The organism is Enterococcus sp. DIV0774, from assembly GCF_050539095.1.
In the GTDB taxonomy this organism is placed as follows: Bacteria; Bacillota; Bacilli; order Lactobacillales; family Enterococcaceae; genus Enterococcus; species Enterococcus faecalis.
Genome location: NZ_CP172923.1, coordinates 2,451,385 through 2,468,465, shown reverse-complemented (window position 1 = coordinate 2,468,465; position 17,081 = coordinate 2,451,385). Strand labels below are relative to the sequence as shown.

Here is a 17,081-nt window from a genome sequence, read left to right as displayed (position 1 = left end):
TTAGAGAGGCAGGTGATGCCTATGTGTATCCGATGCACTTTAACGAAAGGAGCATTTTTTTTGTCAATCGAAGCGACATTGGAATTGATGATTAGTTTTGCAACCCTTGTTGCGTTACTGATTTTCGGTATCCTTGAAGCAACGAAAAACAATAAAAAATAACCGTTCATAAGCTTGACAGGCCGAACGGTTAAATAGTAACAAAAATTTAACTCAGTAAGCCACCAGTTCTTATAACTGGCGCTGGTATAAAGGAGAGGTATGTACCCGCATACCTCTCTTTTTCATCTTTATAATAGCACAATTCTATTATAAATGGAAGCGCTCATAACTTATGTTTAAACAATCCAATGACTCATAACTTTTCTTGAGCTTTTTATGAGTGAAATAGTTTTTGCCAGAAGCCTTTTTTAGCTGTTGGCTCTTCTTTTGGCGTTTCGGTTGCTTGAGGATATTTTTCTGTAACGTCAATCACAGGTTCATCGACTGCATGTTTTTCAGCTAACAGTAAGCCGAGAGAGTCAGGGTTGTTCTCCACAAAATTGTTAACAATCTTAAAGGTTGCGCCATGCTGATTTAATAATTTAATATAGGTACTTTGCAGGTCAGAAGAGATTTCGCCGTTTAAAAGTACTGTAACTTCAGGATGCTTCGCTAATTCTTCTAATAAATGTTGTTGGTTCTGTGCATCTTTCATTTCAGCGACGGTCATGGAGAGACGGCAGCGTTCACGAAATGTGCCCATGTATTTGTGTTGTTCTTCAGGATTGACGAGGGGCGTACCGTACATTCCTTTATCCAGACGTTGTTGTAAGTCATCATTCGCCATTCAGTAACACTCCTTTCCTAACGTTTCCCTCCATTATAGCATATCTTAGATAAGTCGTTGGTCAGTCGGCTTGAGAAGAAGTTTTTAAGAAAGGAAAAAAAGTGGTTGCATTTGTGATGGTTTTCTCATACACTGTAATTAAGAATGAGAATCATTCTCAATTAAATAAAAATGGAGTTTTCTCATGAAAAAGATTGGTTTGTTTGTTCTACTATTACTTTTCAGCTTATTGTCATTAGTGATAGGGGTGAAGGACATTGCACTTTCTCAGTTGTTTCAATTAGATGCGCAGCAACAATTTGTTTTATTTACCACCCGTGTTCCCCGCACGTTGAGTTTAATCATTGCTGGTAGTACGATGAGTATTTCTGGATTGATTATGCAGCAACTCACACAAAATAAATTTGTCGCTCCTAGTGTCGCTGGAACAACCGATAGTGCAAGGTTGGGTATTTTAGTTGCAATGTTATTTTTCCCAACAGCTCCGTTTCTCTATCGAACGGCAATTGCTTTTATTTTTGCGCTAAGCGGGACCTTATTATTCTTAGCGCTCATTCGATTATTACCAAGTAAGAATCAAGTAATGGTCCCTTTGGTGGGCGTGATGTTTGGTAACATTCTAGGCTCAATTGCCACATTTTTTGCCTATCAATACCAATTGGTTCAAAATATGTCTGCTTGGTTACAAGGAAATTTTTCCACAGTTATGAAAGGGAATTATGAATGGTTATTTTTAATGATTCCTTTGTGGTTTGTTATTTATTTATTTGCTTATCATTTCACTGTCGTTGGTATGGGTGAAGCATTTGCAAATAGTCTTGGCGTCCATTACCAGCGAATTCAGTTTTTAGGTTTGACGCTGGTTGCTTTAGCAAGTGCCATCGTTTTATTGATGGTGGGGAATATTCCGTTTTTAGGGGTTGTGATTCCCAATCTCGTGTCTTTACGTTATGGCGATCATATGAAAAATACCTTGTGGTTAACTGGGATTTGCGGGAGTTTGTTCTTGTTAATCTGTGATATTTTAGCACGAGTATTGATTGCCCCCTATGAAATTCCTGTCAGCGTGGTTGTCGGAACATTAGGGAGCATTTTGTTCATTTTATTATTACTAAGGGGGCGCAAACGATGAAACGGCCTTTAAAAAAATGGCTTTCATTACTTTTGCTTTTAGCTGCCGTAGTAATTGTGAGTCTTTGTTATTTAACTTATAACACGTATGGCAATTGGTCCTTTGCTTTGGCGTTACGAGGGAAAAAGTTATTGGCTTTTATTTTTGTCGGAATCGCTGCGGCTTTTTCAACTATTAGTTTTCAAACAGTCACGCAAAATCATTTCCTAACGCCAAACATTTTAGGGATGGATTCCTTGTATGTCTTTGTGCAGACGGTGTTATTTTTTCTTTTAGGAGGCGCACAAGCGTTAGGTCAAGTAAGTCTTGGCTCGTTTTTGATGAACGTCTTTTTAATGGTGTTTTTAAGTACTAGTTTATCGTATTTTCTATTACGCAAAAATCAATCCGATTTATTTTTATTATTGATGATTGGCATGATTTTAGGTACTTTTTTCAGTAGTATCAGTACGTTTTTACAAGTGATTATGGATCCTAACGAATACGACTTACTCCAAGGAAAGTTGTTTGCCAGTTTCGGTAACGTCAATAGTCAGTATCTCGTTTTCGTTGGTGTGGCGGTACTCATGATTTGTGGGATACTTTGGCGGGAAAGTTATCGTTTAGACGTTTTACATTTAGGGAACCATCAAGCCCAGAATTTGGGGATTGCTGTGAATCAGTTTCAATTAGTGTTGTTGTGTTTGATCAGTAGTCTGGTCGGCTTATCAACAGCATTAGTGGGACCGATTACATTTTTAGGTTTTATCGTGGCCAATATGAGTTATCAATTCATGAAAACCTATCGCCACCGAGAACTGTTTGTGGCAGGGAGTTTAATAGCAGTCTTTTTACTGGTGTTTGGTCAATTGATGGTTGAACAGGTCTTTCATTTGAATACCCCGCTCAGTGTGGTGATTCAATTTGTTGGGGGCGTTTATTTTATATGGAAAATTATTGCAGAAAGGAAGCAACGCACATGATCCAGATGAGTGATGTATCAAAAAAATATGGCGATAAATTTGTCGTTTCAGACATTGATTTACCTATTTCTGAAGGCAAATTAACGGCCTTTATTGGGCCGAATGGCGCTGGGAAAAGCACGCTGCTAGCCATGATGAGTCGCTTAATTCCCAAAGATACCGGGGAAATTTATCTGGACAAGCAAGAAGTAAAAACCTGGAAGCAATCGGCTTTTTCACAAAAAATTGCCCTTTTAAAACAAGCCAACGGTGTACAACTTAAATTAACTGTGCGAGAACTGGTCAATTTTGGCCGCTTTCCTTATTCCAAAGGTCGCTTAAAAAGCGCTGACCATGAAAAAGTAACAGAAGCACTGGAACAATTGGGCTTAACTGAAATGGCGGAAGAATACATTGATACCCTTTCTGGAGGGCAATTACAACGGGCGTATATTGCCATGATTTTAGCCCAAGATACCGATTATATTTTATTGGATGAGCCCTTAAATAACCTCGACATGAATTATGCGGTTCAAATGATGCAGATTCTTAAACGCTTAGTGGATGAACTAGGAAAAACAATTCTGATTGTTCTACATGATATTAATTTTGCCGCAAGCTATGCAGATGAAATTGTCGCCATGAAAGGCGGAAAGCTCTATGCGCATGGCGCAACAGAGGAAGTTATTCAAACAAGTATTTTAAATGATCTTTATGAAATGAATATCCGGATTTGTGAAATTGAAGGAAAACGCTTTTGTCTTTATCACTAAATCGGACAATTTAAAAATAACGTTTTTGGAGGAAAAGAATGAAAAAGAAATTTTTAGCAATGATGGCAGTTTCAATGATGGGACTGTTAATGTTAAGTGCTTGTCAAACAAATAAAAAAACAGCAGATTCTGCAACAATGGAAACAACAGCCAAAACGGAAGTTACAGTCAAAGACACCAATGGTCAATTAACCGTTCCCAAAAATCCTCAGAAAGTCGTTGTTTTTGATAATGGTTCCTTGGATACAATGGACGCACTAGGTGTCGGTGACCGCGTGGTAGGTGCGCCAACCAAAAATATCCCTGCGTATTTGAAAAAATACCAAAAAGTTGAATCAGCAGGCGGCATTAAAGAACCAGATTTAGAAAAAATCAATCAACTAAAACCAGACTTGATTATTATTTCTGGTCGTCAACAAGACTATCAAGAACAATTAAAAGCCATTGCGCCAACCATTTACTTAGCTGTAGATGCCAAAAATCCTTGGGCATCAACGAAACAAAATATCGAAACGTTAGGCACTATTTTTGATAAAGAAGAGGTAGCTAAAGAAAAAATAACTGGCTTAGAAAAAGAAATTGCTGACGTGAAAAAGCAAGCAGAAGCTAGCGCGAATAATGCGCTTGTTGTGTTAGTTAACGAAGGACAACTTTCCGCTTACGGAAAAGGCTCTCGTTTCGGTTTAATTCATGATACATTTGGCTTCAAAGCAGCAGACGATAAGATTGAAGCTTCCACTCATGGGCAAAGTGTTTCTTACGAATATGTTTTAGAAAAAAATCCTGGGATTCTCTTTGTGGTAGATCGCACCAAAGCAATTGGTGGCGACGATTCAAAAGATAACGTCGCTGCAAACGAATTGATTCAAAAAACCGATGCTGGTAAAAATGATAAAGTCATTATGCTTCAACCAGATGTTTGGTATCTAAGCGGTGGTGGATTAGAATCAATGCATTTGATGATAGAAGATGTTAAAAAAGGATTAGAGTAAAAAAAAGCCTAGGACAAAAATCACTTTGGATTTTTGTCCTAGGCTTAAAAGCTGATAAACGGCGGGAACAAAAGCAACTCCTTCGGAAATAAGCTGAAATTCTCCAAAAATTAAAGAACAATTTTCGGAAATTTCTTCTTATTTCTCGGAGCTAAACACTTCTGTCCCGACCTTCTTGATGAAAAACAAAAAAGTTTTAAATTAAAAATGTAGTTGACGGCCTCGAAAATGTTTGCTAAACTATCCGTAAATCAGTATGATTGATGAAACAAATAAAAGAACAAAATGTGATGAGAAGGAAAGTACTTTTTAAAATAGCTTGCAGAGAGCCTCGTTTGGTGAGAAGAGGTAGTGACGTTAAAGGGGAAAATGGCCTTTGAACAGGTTGGTTGAAGCCGTTTGCTTAAACCAATTCAGGTGCGCCTGTTATAGCGCTACAGTATGATTGTACTGGAAACGAGCGGATCTTTTTTAGCGAAGAGATCAACAAAGGTGGTACCGCGATTGCATAAGCATTCGTCCTTTTTAGGACGAATGCTTTTTTATTTGTTTAAAAAATATGAGGGGGCAACAACATGAAATTGGGGAAAAAAGTAGTAGGTTTGATTGCAACAGGGTTTCTTTTAGCCGCATGTGGCGGAACCAAAGAAGCGGCAGAGAAAGTAGATTCGGGAAATTTAGCAGCTGAACAAAAAATCAGTATTAGTTCACCTGCACCAATCTCAACATTGGATACAACACAAACAACAGATAAAAATACCTTTACAATGGCACAACATTTATTTGAAGGCCTTTATCGGTTTGATGATGATAGTGCCACGGTGCCAGCTCTAGCTAAAGATGTCAAGATTAGTGACGATGGGCGCAAGTACCACTTTACCTTGCGGGAGGGGATTAAGTGGAGCAACGGCGAGCCAATCACGGCCCAAGATTTTGTTTATTCTTGGAAAAAACTGGTGACACCAGCGACGATTGGACCGAATGCCTATTTACTAGATAGTGTTAAAAATAGTTTTGAAATACGCAACGGTGAAAAGTCAGTCGATGAATTAGGGATTTCAGCCCCTAATGACAAAGAATTCATTGTTGAATTAAAACAGGCCCAACCTTCCTTCTTAGCAGTCGTTTCGATTGCTTGGTTAGCGCCACAAAATCAAAAATTTGTCGAAGCGCAAGGTAAAGATTATGCCTTGGATAGTGAACATTTACTTTATAGCGGGCCATTTACGCTAGCCAATTGGGATGCGACTTCAGATACTTGGACATTGAAAAAAAATCCAGAATACTATGATGCGGATCAAGTGAAACTGGAAGAAGTTGCGGTTAGCACAATCAAAGAAGATAATACTGGGATTAACTTATATCAAGCGAATGAACTAGACTTAGTTCGCATTAACGGACAATATGTTCAACAATATCAAGATGATCCAGGCTATGTCAGTCATCCAGATGTGGCCAACTACTTCTTAGATTTCAACAAAAAAGAAGGAACGCCATTAGCGAATGTTCATTTACGAAAAGCGATTGGCCAAGCAATTGATAAAGAAGCCTTAACACAAAGTGTCTTAAACGATGGGTCAAAGCCGCTTAACGGATTGATTCCAAGTAAACTTTATGCGAATCCAGAAACAGATGAAGATTTCCGAGCTTACAGTGGCGAATATTTGAAAAATGACGTCAAAAAAGCTCAAGCTGAATGGACGAAAGCCCAAGCGGATGTCGGTAAAAAAGTGAAACTTTCATTGCTGGCGGCAGATACAGATCAAGGAAAACGAATTGCTGAATATGTTCAAAGTCAGTTGCAAGAAAATCTGCCAGGTTTAGAAATTACCATTTCATCGCAACCAAGTAATAATGTGAACCAATCGCGACGTGAAAAAAATTATGAGTTGTCTCTTTCAGGATGGATTGCCGGCAGTAGTGAATTAGACTCTTACTTTAACTTATATGCAGGAGAATCAAGTTACAATTATGGCAATTATCATAATGCCAAATACGACCAACTGGTAGAAGATGCACGAACGATTAATGCCAATAATCCAGAGAAACAGTTTGCAGAATACAAAGAAGCGGAAGACATCTTGTTGAACCAAGATGCTGCCCAAGTACCGCTGTATCAAAGTGCCTCAAATTATCTAATCAATCCTAAATTGAAAGGCATTAGTTATCACTTGTATGGGGATTATTTCCACTTGCGCAATGCTTATTTAACAGAATGATTCAGGAAGAAGGAGTAAAAAATGGAAAAATTAGTCGAACGATTTTTAACTTACGTGAAAGTTAACACCCGTTCAGATGTCAACAGTCAAACCACACCGACGACGGTCGGTCAAGTGGTTTTAGCCAAAATGATTGAAACAGAACTTCATGAATTAGGCTTGGCCGATGTGCATTATAACGAACAAAACGGCTTTTTAACGGCACGGTTGCCGGGTAACCAACCTGCAGCGAAGAGTATCGGCTTGATTGCACATCTGGATACGGCGGATTTTTCAGCAGAAAATATCCGTCCCAAAGTCATCACTAATTATGATGGTCAAGATGTCCTCTTGAATCAAGAACAAGGCATCGTTTTATCAGTTGCTGAATTTCCCAATTTAAAAGAGTATCAAGGGGAAACGTTGATTACTACAGACGGAACAACACTTTTAGGAGCAGATGACAAAGCGGGAATTGTCGAGATTTTAGCTGCTGTTGAATATTTTTTGGTACATCCAGAAGTAGCGCGGGGGGATGTTTGGCTCGCCTTCGGTCCAGATGAAGAAATTGGACGCGGGGCCGATCAATTTGATGCGCCGAACTTCCCAGTCGCTTTTGCGTATACAATCGACAGTGGCCGCGTGGGGCATTTCGAGTATGAAACGTTTAACGCTGCTCAAGCTGTGATAACAATTGAGGGAACCAGTGTCCATCCGGGAACGGCCTATGGTTCGTTAGTAAATGCCATTAAATTAGGCGAACAACTTGATCAATCACTGCCGCAAAAGGAAGTACCAGAACAAACACGTGGAAATGAAGGATTTTATTTACTCAATAAATTTACAGGAAGTATTGAAAAAGCAGAACTTGTCTATATCATTCGGGATCATGATCAAGAAAACTTTCAAGCGAGAAAGCAATTTTTGGAAAAACAAGTCCAACGTTTAAATGCGCTGGCGGATAAACCCAGACTAACAATTACTTTCCAAGACCAATACTATAATATGAAGGAAATCATCGAAAAAGATTGGACGCCTGTAGAATTGGCCGTCCAAGCAATGGAAAGTTGTGACATTGAACCAATCATCACACCATTTCGTGGCGGGACAGATGGTTCTAAGATTTCTTTCATGGGCATTCCCACGCCTAATCTATTTACAGGAGGCGAAAATTTTCACGGGCAATATGAATTTATTACCGTTGAATCAATGGCCAAAGCTGTTCAAACGATCATTGCCATCATTCGCTTAAACGCCAATTAAAGAAACACGCGAGGGAAATGCCGATTTTCCTTGCGTGTTTCGCTGTTTTTCGGTAAAGTATGTAGAAAAGTAGGGAGTTTTGCTCATGAATTATCCATTGATTTTTGCAGAAAACCAACGAATTGAAACCGAACGCTTGATTTTAAGACCTGTCACATTAGCCGATGCAGAAGATATGTACGAATATGCTTCAGATGAGGAAACGGTCCGCTATGTGTTTTTGAAAAACCAAACAATCGCTGAAACACGACAAAACATTGCTAAATATTTTATGGGGGAACCTTTAGGAAAATATGGGATTGAAGTGAAAGAAACGGGCAAAATGATTGGCACGATTGATTTGCGGGTCAATGAAACCAATAATGTTGGAGAATTAGGCTATGTCTTGAACCGTGCCTTTTGGGGCAATGGCTACATGCCTGAAGCCGCGACGGCGTTAGTTGAACTGGGTTTTGCAAAAATGAAACTCATGAGAATCTTTGCTTTACATGATCAAGACAATCCAGCTTCTGGTCGTGTCATGGAGAAAATTGGTTTTACCTACGAAGGAACACTACCCAATGCTCGAATTAGTAAAGGGAAAATTGTCACAGATGTTTATCGTGGGATGACACTGGAAACATGGCAAAATCGACAAAAATAGAAGCGTAAGACAAGTTGAGAGAGGAATTAGAGAAATGTTGATGTTTACAGAAAAAGAATTCGCAGCCTTTGAAGTTGCTGGATTAGATGAACGAATGGCGGTTATCCGTGCGCAAATTCAACCGATTTTTCAAGAATTAGACACGTATTTTGCCGAACAACTAGCGCCTGAACTAGGAACGGAGTTGTTTGTTCATATTGCGCAACATCGCCGTCGCACCGTGTATCCACCAGAAAATACTTGGTCCGCACTCAGTCCGAATAAGCGCGGCTATAAAATGCAGCCGCATTTTCAATTAGGCATTTGGGGCGACTATGTGTTTATGTGGTTGTCATTTATTGATAATCCTAAAAATGAAAAGCAGATTGCGCAAGCCTTTTTAGAGAATCAGCAATTATTCCAAGCATTACCAGAAGATACGTATGTTTCTTTGGATCACACGGTTCCTCAAATTACTCCGCTACCAGACACGGATTTAGAAAAAGCCTTAACTCGTTTTAGAGATGTAAAAAAAGGTGAGTTTGAAATTGGGCGCATCATTCCCAAAGATAGTGCTTTGTGGCAAAACCCTGAAAAAGCACGAGCGTATATGTTGGCAACCTATCAACAACTCCTGCCATTGTACCAATTGGCTATTGCCCAATAAGAGAAACAGACAGCATTTTGTGTTTTAGTGTTATTTTATCGAATTATCTAATCGTCAAAAATGAGAAAAGCTCACAATGTTAGTATCGAAAACTAACATTGTGAGCTTTTCTGAGGTTTGGTTAGCAAAAATTTAAGAAATTAAAGGCGATTTCTAAAGGATAAACGTGTTTCGACAATCATTTTCAAAGGATAATTTTAAATAACAAAGCACGAAACGCTTGTTATATAAGGGTTTTGTGGGAAATAGGGTTGTCAAATGGAAAATAATGGTGTTTTGGAAAGCTTTTTCTTTGTTATTATAGAGATATGAAAAAAGGTGGTTTGAGCAGTAATTGTAGAGAAACTCAAATCTGTTGTTGAATTAAAAGGAGGTTTTTAAATGAAAAAAAAGCGTTATTTAATGATTGTGTTCCTACTATTTTCCCCTAGTTTTTTTATAAATGTTGAAGCGTCTGAACGTGGTTCTAGTTCGGTGGGGATTGAATTTTACAAAAAGGCACCCCCGAAAGAAGAGCCCTCACCGAAAACAGATCAACCAGGGGCAAGTCCCAAGGGGAAAGGACCAGGACAGACGAGCACTAATCAAGGTATGGCAGGTGGTCAAGGCGCCATTACCACTGGCAATAAACAGCTACCGCGCACAGGGAGTAAGCGGCAGGCAAATCTTAGCATTCTCGGCTTGGTCTTAATTGGCCTTGTCGGAATGGTACATAGAAAGAAGGGACGACATGAAGCGAAATAAATGGCAACGTCTTGCAGCTATTGGCTTATGTGGTTCTTTGCTAGTGAATGCCTTTTCGGGCGTGACGGCAGTTGCGGAAACCGTCACGATTGAAAGTAGTCCGACCGCTGAAAGTAGCGTCAAGGAAGAAACGCAAGCAAGTAGTGAAACGCAAGAAACAACGACTGAAACAAGTCGAGAAGAAGTAACAAAGGAAATAGAGAAACAAGCAGAAGTGGCGGTAGAAAAGAAGGAAGCACCGCTAGTGAAAGAAGCTGAGCAAGAAAAAGCAGAAGGTCAGCAGGAGGTACAACTCACACCGCAACTCCCAGTACAAATCCAGAATCGAGCGATTGGAGTTAGGGCAGGAAATTTAGCCTCGCTTGATTCCCAATTTAGGGAGTTATCTAGAAATGAAAGGAATAGGACGCAACTAGTCACTCCAGAAGCACGGTTGGGACTTAATCTTACTTCGAAGGATAACACGCCATTAAATACATCAGACTTCAAATTAAAAACAGAGATGGGCCTAACGAGATGGATTCAAACTACTACTACGAGTGGGTGGTTTGTCCATTCTGATCAAACTATGGTAGCCCCTAATATCCCCACAGAGACGGGGATTGATATTATTTTACCTAGTCAAACAGCCGTAATTGGTTTTGTTTACAGATCAGATATAAGCCTTTACTATCTGAAAGATCCTGAGTTGACTGTACCCAAGTATATAGATACGGTTGAATTGAAAGCACCTGCGAATGGCTACACATACAGACGCTATATTGGTGCTACGGGAATAGGAAATCCTCCAAATGTTGGAGATTATCCTATGAATGTTAGTTTAGTGAAAACGAACGATACGTATGTAATTAATCAACCTAAAGCATCTGTTTGGCCAGTATCGCCAGCACCACCAATTGGTTATCAAGCAGAAATCCGCTCATCTCCAGCAGCTAGTACTGAAGATTATAATATTTCTGCTAGCGCATTTTATGTTACACAACAAGATTACGCTTTAGTAGTTACCCACAAAAAAGTCACCGAAAACTTCGTAGATGCTACAGGTGCCAAAATTACACCACCAACTGGTTTCACGCAAGGACAACAAACAAGTATTACGAGCAATGACTTCACGTACACCAGTGCCAAAGCCTTGCCAGATACGTACAAGGCAGGCGGCAAGACCTACAAATTCAAAGGCTGGTACAAAGGTACTGACAAAACAGCTCTGAAAACGACGAAAACACCAAGTTATGCCGTCACTTACGATGACAAGGATGACATGACGGCAGTCTATGAAGAAGTGCAAGAAATCACTGTTCACCCAGGATTCTACGCAGAGTTTGTCGATGAACAAGGTCAAGCGTTCACGAATCCACTTACGCTTTCTGGAAACTATACAGAATTTTTCAGAAAAACCGCCACTAGTCCCTTTGAAGCAACAGGTTCGCTTTACCCAATGGTGGGAAGTAAAGAGGCAACCGTTGCTAATCGCTATAAAGTAGAAACCAAGCAAAACGTCTTGATTCCTAATGATTATGAACTTTTTTCTGATCTACCAACAGGTGTTTTAAATAAAGGTTTTGCGTTGAACAACTTTGATATTACGAATGAATTGAAGTATGTTGACAAAGTGGAAGCAACAACGAAAACCATTACGTTGTACGACTACGAGACCATTAGTGACATTGGCACCAACCTTCTATCAGATTCAGCAACGACTAGTTTTACTAGTTTTGAAACAGTGTTTAACAGAGAGACGAACAATACTTTTTCTGTTAAGGCAAGGTGGGGCCAATCAGGACTAACAAGAGATGTCCTTCCTAGTCTATTATTTCTAACTAGTGCAAATTCCCAACCAAGATTATTTGGTTTCGATGGAACTAGCGACTACAAGCAAACGATAAACTATAAAGTCACACGAAAACAAGTCACCGAAAACTTTGTTGATGCCACTGGTGCTAAAATTACGCCACCGACAGGTTTCACGCAAGGGAAACAAACACCAATGACAAGTAACAGCTTCACCTACACCAGTGCCAAAGCCTTGCCAGCCACCTACACAGTAGGGGACAAAAACTACAAGTTCAAAGGTTGGTACAAAGGTACTGATAAAACTGCGTTGAAAACGACGAAAACGCCAAGTTATGCCGTAACTTACGATGATAAAGACGACATGACGGCAGTCTATGAGGAAGTCCAAGCAACGGCAGAAATGACCGTTAGTCGGTTACTAGAAGTTGTCTCCAATGAAGCTTCTATGATTTGGACAGTTAGGCTAAAAAACACTAGTGAAGTTCCATTGACCAACGTTAAACTAGCACCAACGGCCAAATGGGCGGCAGGTATTTCGGCGCCGACCCAATTAGCTGTTCGCCTTGGTAATACGCCAAATAAAATTATTCCAGTGACGGCAGAACAATGGCGCACAGGAGTTAACTTGGGTGTGGAAATTCCGGTGAATGGTGAAGCTTTAGTGACAGTGAACACAGCGAAAATCACTGGGGAACCAAGACAACTTTTAACCGCAGAAATGACAGCAAGTGGGAATTTTTTCCCAGTGACAGCTAGTAACTTTGTACGTATTCAAGGCGAAGATCAAACGATTGAGCCAACACCAGCAGAAGAAGGCTTCATTAGTACGCCGACGTTTGACTTTGGAAAAATTATGATTAGCGGTAGTACTAAGCAGTACGGCCTGAAAAAAGCAGCTGATTATTATGGGAATGGCACACGTAATCCGTATTTGCGGATAAAGAAAAGCCAACCCAATTGGCAGTTGACAGCACAATTATCACAGCTAAAAGCGTCTGCCGATAGTTTGCCAACTAGTACGCGCTTATTATTAGGCAATGCAGACGTTGCAACAATCGAAAACTATAATCAAGTCACAGAATTAACGAATAAAGTTGGAATTACGGAGCCGTTAGCTTTGACGAGTGACGGCACATCTACACCAGTAATTCTTAATAACCAATTTACAGGTAATGATGTCTATCAATTAGATTTTGATTTTGCCAATGTGAAATTAGAAGTCCCTGCCAATCAAGGGAAAATAAATGAGAAATATCAAGGAACGGTGACGTGGAACTTAGTCACTGGACCTTAAAAAAATAGTAAACCGCCCTCAAAAAGTCTAACTTTTTGAGGGCGGTTTATTATTTTTATGGAAAGCCAATTTTATCTAACGGATAATAACGAAAAGTCAAAACACCTTCCACGCTCGCTTGTTTAACAAAGCCAAAGTAACGACTGTCATCTGAGCGTGGGCGATTATCCCCCAAGACAAAATACATGCCTTCTGGAACGGTCAGGGATTGGGTTGCTTCTAAGGTCTCTAGCGTAAAATCTTGGGTATAATTTTCATTTTTAGAGACATTTCGTTTAGCACTTGCTAAGTAATCTTCACTAAGTGATACACCGTTAATATAAAGGGTATCATCGCGATACTCGACTGTTTCGCCAGGTAAACCAATTAAACGTTTGGCTACTCGTTGGCCGTTGCGAGGACTGGGAAAAGCGATAATATCAAAGCGCTGTGGCTTTTTAATCGAGGTCACCCATAAACGGTCGTTGTTATGAAGTGTTGGTTCCATTGAAGAGCCGTTCACCGCAGCAGGGGAGAAAACATAGTGTCGAATTAGCAAGACAGCGCCGACTAACAAAACCAACTGAACCAATCGTTTTAATAATGAGGACATGGACTTCACTCCTTTGTCCTTTTAGTGTACTACAGACAAGGAAAAGAAAAAAGTTTTCCCCTTAAGAAAGGTGTGCTAAAAAACGTTTCATAAAGCGTTGGCGAATTAAAATACCAACATAAGCAGCTGCGACAGCCTTGATGATACCAGGAATAATAAACGGAGCAAACCCGCCCGCGAAAGCATTTGGCCACGGTAGATTTGCGGAATATTTCAACCAAATCATACCGAAAACTAAGGTAACTAAGGCGCCGGCAATATTTGCGATAATGGCCCAAGTATAGTTAAAGGTTGTTTTTTCTAAAATATAACCAGTTAATAAGCCGTTAAAGATAAAGCCGATTAAATAGCCGCCAGTTGGTCCAAAGAGTACACCGAACCCGCTAGACATCCCAGCGTAAACGGGTAAACCAATTAATCCTAATAAGAAGTAAATTAAAATAGCGTAGGTCCCCGTTCGCTTGCCCAAAACGGTAGCGGTTAAGCCGATGGCAAATGTTTGTCCAGTTAAGGGGACAATCCCCAATGGAATTGTAAATTGTGAAAGTACAGCAATAATCACAGCGAATTCTGCTGCTAAAATTAAAGAGCGTAACGATGCTTTATTCATAAGAAGCCTCACTTTCTATTGTTAACCAATTATTTTTATTTGGTTAACAATAGTTTAGCGGAAGTAAACAATTTTGTAAAGAGGGCAAAGAAAAAACCTTGCCAAGAAAGGCAAGGTTTTGAAAGAAGGTAAGAACCGCAGTTCGACCTTTTGAAATCTTAAAGTTTTTGGTTGTAGTATTCAACGACAAGTGCTTCGTCGATTTCTGGGTAAAGTTCATCACGTTCTGGTAAACGAGTGAAGCTACCTTCTAATTTTTCAGTGTCAAAGCTTACGAATGCTGGACGTCCAACAGTTGCTTCAACCGCTTCTTTAATTGTTGAGATGTTTTGAGATTTTTCACGAACACCGATCACTTGACCAACTTCAACGTGGTATGATGGAATATCAACACGTTTGCCGTCTACAGTGATGTGGCCATGGTTAACTAATTGACGTGCTTGACGACGAGTAGTTGCAAGACCTAAACGGTAAACAACGTTATCTAAGCGTTGTTCTAGTAAAACCATGAAGTTAACACCGTGTTTACCTTCTTTGATTTTGCTTGCTTTAATGAACAACGTACGGAATTGACGTTCGTTCATGCCATACATATGACGTAATTTTTGTTTTTCAGTTAATTGCATTCCGTATTCAGAAACTTTACCACGGCTGTTAGGTCCGTGTTGTCCTGGTTTGTAAGGGCGACGAGCTAGTTCTTTACCAGTACCTGATAAAGAGATACCTAGACGACGAGATACTTTCCATGATGGTCCAGTATAACGAGACATTAAAAATTCCTCCAATAAATAAATGTTTTTTTGGAGTAAAATAATTAGATGAAAAATTCATATTCGTTCAGTTCATTCTTCAACCTTCGCCTTTGCAGCCGCGGTTACGCAGTTGAACCAAGTTTGGCAATGAACTGTTGACGAGTTATTATTCTTCTGCTGCAATTATTTTACACAAAATCTAGTATACTTAATAGGATAGGAAACGTCAAGGTTTTAAAGTGAAATATGAAAAAAAGGTAGACAAAAACACTTTTCCTCATTAGAATAAGGAGAGATGTTTTGAAAATATAAGTTGAAAACGGAATGAAAGGGAGTTTACAATGAAGTCTGGTTCACCATTGTTTGAACAAATTGATAAATCCATCGACAAGAAAGTGAATTTATTCTCAAACAGCTTTTCCCGCTACGCTGTTCGTGCAATGCTTGCTTGTCTATTTTTAACGTTGGGAACAGCCGTTGCTTTTGCAATCGCAATTAAAGGAGAAGGAATTTCTCATGGTTTAGGGAAAATGCTTTACGCCTTCATGTTCAGTTGGTCACTTGTGATGATTTTATATATGAATGCCGAACTTGGTACCTCGAATATGTTGTACATGACTGTTGGCGTCTATCGTAAAAAAGTCAACTTTTCCTTAGCTGCAAAAATTTTATTTACCTGTATCTTATTCAATTTAATTGGTGGCGTCTTATTTGGTTTCTTGGTATCACTTACGGTGCCGTTCCAAGATTTACCAAAAGATAGTTTCTTCTTTACGTCGATTGCTGGAAAATTAGAAAAAACCACCCTGCAAATTTTAGTTGAAGCTATGTTCGCCAATATTGTAGTTAATACAGCCGTATTAGTGAGTATGCGAATGAAAGATGACGCCGGCAAAGTCGCGGCCATTATTTTCATTATCTTTATCTTTGCGTTCCTTGGTTTTGAACACGTGATTGCCAACTTCCCAGCCTTCAGTTTAGCTTACTTTGCTTCAAACGGCGCAATTGAAGCTTTCACAGCTGGTAATGTTGTTCATAATCTGTTCTGGGCCTTTATCGGTAACTTTATCGGTGGTGGCTTAATTATGGGTCTCGGCTATGCCTGGTTAGATAAAGACAACAAAAACTTAACGTATTTTGATTAATTGATCAACCAACTATACTAAAACATGGTACACTGTTTTAGTATAGTTTTTTTTATTATAAGGAGCGAAGGAATGGACACACTTCAATTTCAGAAGAACCCAGAAACAGCAGCAAAAATGTCTGCTTATATGAAACACCAGTTTGTTTTTGCAGGCATCCCCGCCCCAGAACGTCAAGCGTTAAGTAAACAACTTTTAAAAGAAAGTCATACGTGGCCAAAGGAAAAATTATGCCAAGAGATTGAGGCTTATTATCAAAAAACAGAACGAGAATATCAGTATGTCGCTATTGATTTAGCCCTTCAAAATGTTCGGAGATTTTCATTAGAAGAGGTCGTAGCGTTTAAAGCCTATGTTCCACAAAAAGCGTGGTGGGATAGTGTGGATGCTTGGCGAAAATTTTTTGGGTCGTGGGTGGCGTTGCATCTGACTGAATTGCCAACGATTTTTGCCCTTTTTTATGGCGCTGAAAATTTCTGGAATCGGCGTGTTGCGCTGAATTTACAGTTGATGTTGAAAGAAAAGACCAATCAGGACCTGTTGAAAAAGGCGATTATTTATGATAGAACTACAGAGGAGTTCTTCATTCAAAAAGCGATTGGCTGGTCATTGCGCCAATATAGTAAAACGAATCCGCAATGGGTCGAGGAATTGATGAAAGAATTAGTGTTGAGTCCTTTAGCACAACGAGAAGGCAGTAAATATTTAGCGAAAGCGAGCGAATAAGGAGAAA

The 17,081-nt window shown here is 39.6% G+C and carries 17 protein-coding genes and 1 other annotated feature; of the genes, 13 read left to right on the top strand and 4 right to left on the bottom strand.

Going from position 1 to position 17,081, the window contains the following annotated elements; genetic code table 11:
- Window positions 1–60 precede the first annotated feature (60 nt).
- Window positions 61–162: a putative holin-like toxin gene (locus IGL86_RS11905; RefSeq protein WP_162780856.1), complete on the top strand. Its 102-nt coding sequence runs from the start codon at window positions 61–63 to the stop codon at window positions 160–162.
- A gap of 214 nt (window positions 163–376) precedes the next feature.
- Here the strand turns inward: IGL86_RS11905 and IGL86_RS11900 are convergent, their stop codons facing one another.
- Window positions 377–829 (bottom strand): YueI family protein, encoded by a 453-nt coding sequence (locus tag IGL86_RS11900; RefSeq protein ID WP_002367417.1) that lies wholly within the window; start codon window positions 827–829, stop codon window positions 377–379.
- Between the two features lie 184 nt (window positions 830–1,013).
- Between IGL86_RS11900 and IGL86_RS11895 the strand changes: the two genes are divergently transcribed.
- The 10 genes from IGL86_RS11895 (at window position 1,014) to IGL86_RS11850 (ending at window position 13,249) form a co-directional block, all read left to right on the top strand.
- Window positions 1,014–1,961, top strand: coding sequence for an ABC transporter permease (locus tag IGL86_RS11895; protein ID WP_002394759.1), 948 nt, complete (start codon window positions 1,014–1,016; stop codon window positions 1,959–1,961).
- Window positions 1,958–2,923 (top strand): iron chelate uptake ABC transporter family permease subunit, encoded by a 966-nt coding sequence (locus IGL86_RS11890; RefSeq protein WP_002371665.1) that lies wholly within the window; start codon window positions 1,958–1,960, stop codon window positions 2,921–2,923. Before IGL86_RS11895 ends, IGL86_RS11890 begins: the two co-directional genes overlap by 4 nt.
- Window positions 2,920–3,675, top strand: a complete 756-nt coding sequence (locus tag IGL86_RS11885; RefSeq protein ID WP_002354962.1) for an ABC transporter ATP-binding protein — start codon at window positions 2,920–2,922, stop codon at window positions 3,673–3,675. Before IGL86_RS11890 ends, IGL86_RS11885 begins: the two co-directional genes overlap by 4 nt.
- Window positions 3,676–3,713: 38 nt before the next feature.
- Entirely contained in the window at window positions 3,714–4,667 is a 954-nt protein-coding gene (locus IGL86_RS11880; protein WP_033626077.1) for a siderophore ABC transporter substrate-binding protein, read from the top strand.
- A gap of 281 nt (window positions 4,668–4,948) precedes the next feature.
- Window positions 4,949–5,194 (top strand) — a binding site (T-box leader).
- A gap of 48 nt (window positions 5,195–5,242) precedes the next feature.
- On the top strand, window positions 5,243–6,886 hold the full coding sequence (locus IGL86_RS11875) for a peptide ABC transporter substrate-binding protein (RefSeq protein ID WP_002359061.1): 1,644 nt from the start codon (window positions 5,243–5,245) through the stop codon (window positions 6,884–6,886).
- Between the two features lie 21 nt (window positions 6,887–6,907).
- Window positions 6,908–8,128, top strand: coding sequence for a peptidase T (gene pepT, locus IGL86_RS11870; protein WP_033626078.1), 1,221 nt, complete (start codon window positions 6,908–6,910; stop codon window positions 8,126–8,128).
- Between the two features lie 85 nt (window positions 8,129–8,213).
- The gene (locus IGL86_RS11865; RefSeq protein ID WP_002415462.1) at window positions 8,214–8,771 is read left to right on the top strand and encodes a GNAT family N-acetyltransferase; all 558 of its coding nucleotides are present in this window, start codon (window positions 8,214–8,216) and stop codon (window positions 8,769–8,771) included.
- Window positions 8,772–8,805: 34 nt separating this feature from the next.
- Entirely contained in the window at window positions 8,806–9,417 is a 612-nt protein-coding gene (locus tag IGL86_RS11860; RefSeq protein ID WP_033626079.1) for a YktB family protein, read from the top strand.
- Between the two features lie 381 nt (window positions 9,418–9,798).
- Entirely contained in the window at window positions 9,799–10,161 is a 363-nt protein-coding gene (locus IGL86_RS11855) for an LPXTG cell wall anchor domain-containing protein (RefSeq protein WP_033625187.1), read from the top strand.
- The gene (locus IGL86_RS11850; protein WP_430605610.1) at window positions 10,148–13,249 is read left to right on the top strand and encodes a WxL domain-containing protein; all 3,102 of its coding nucleotides are present in this window, start codon (window positions 10,148–10,150) and stop codon (window positions 13,247–13,249) included. The genes IGL86_RS11855 and IGL86_RS11850 overlap by 14 nt, the downstream gene beginning before the upstream one ends.
- Window positions 13,250–13,304: 55 nt before the next feature.
- Here IGL86_RS11850 and lepB read toward each other — a convergent pair whose 3' ends face one another.
- The 3 genes from lepB to rpsD all read right to left on the bottom strand — a co-directional run bounded on the left by lepB (window position 13,305) and on the right by rpsD (window position 15,221).
- Window positions 13,305–13,841 carry a signal peptidase I gene (gene lepB, locus IGL86_RS11845; protein ID WP_010707024.1) on the bottom strand — a complete coding sequence of 179 codons (537 nt, stop codon included), beginning with the start codon at window positions 13,839–13,841 and terminating at the stop codon, window positions 13,305–13,307.
- A gap of 61 nt (window positions 13,842–13,902) precedes the next feature.
- Window positions 13,903–14,451 carry a biotin transporter BioY gene (locus IGL86_RS11840; RefSeq protein WP_002354975.1) on the bottom strand — a complete coding sequence of 183 codons (549 nt, stop codon included), beginning with the start codon at window positions 14,449–14,451 and terminating at the stop codon, window positions 13,903–13,905.
- Between the two features lie 158 nt (window positions 14,452–14,609).
- Window positions 14,610–15,221, bottom strand: coding sequence for a 30S ribosomal protein S4 (rpsD, locus tag IGL86_RS11835; RefSeq protein WP_002365342.1), 612 nt, complete (start codon window positions 15,219–15,221; stop codon window positions 14,610–14,612).
- Between the two features lie 323 nt (window positions 15,222–15,544).
- On the opposite strand from rpsD, the gene IGL86_RS11830 reads away from it, so the two are divergent.
- Both IGL86_RS11830 and IGL86_RS11825 read left to right on the top strand, forming a co-directional pair.
- A complete protein-coding gene (locus IGL86_RS11830; protein WP_002365340.1) occupies window positions 15,545–16,348 on the top strand; it encodes a formate/nitrite transporter family protein in 804 nt (267 codons plus the stop codon).
- A gap of 72 nt (window positions 16,349–16,420) precedes the next feature.
- Window positions 16,421–17,074: a DNA alkylation repair protein gene (locus IGL86_RS11825; protein ID WP_002354978.1), complete on the top strand. Its 654-nt coding sequence runs from the start codon at window positions 16,421–16,423 to the stop codon at window positions 17,072–17,074.
- The last annotated feature ends 7 nt before the right edge of the window (window positions 17,075–17,081 follow it).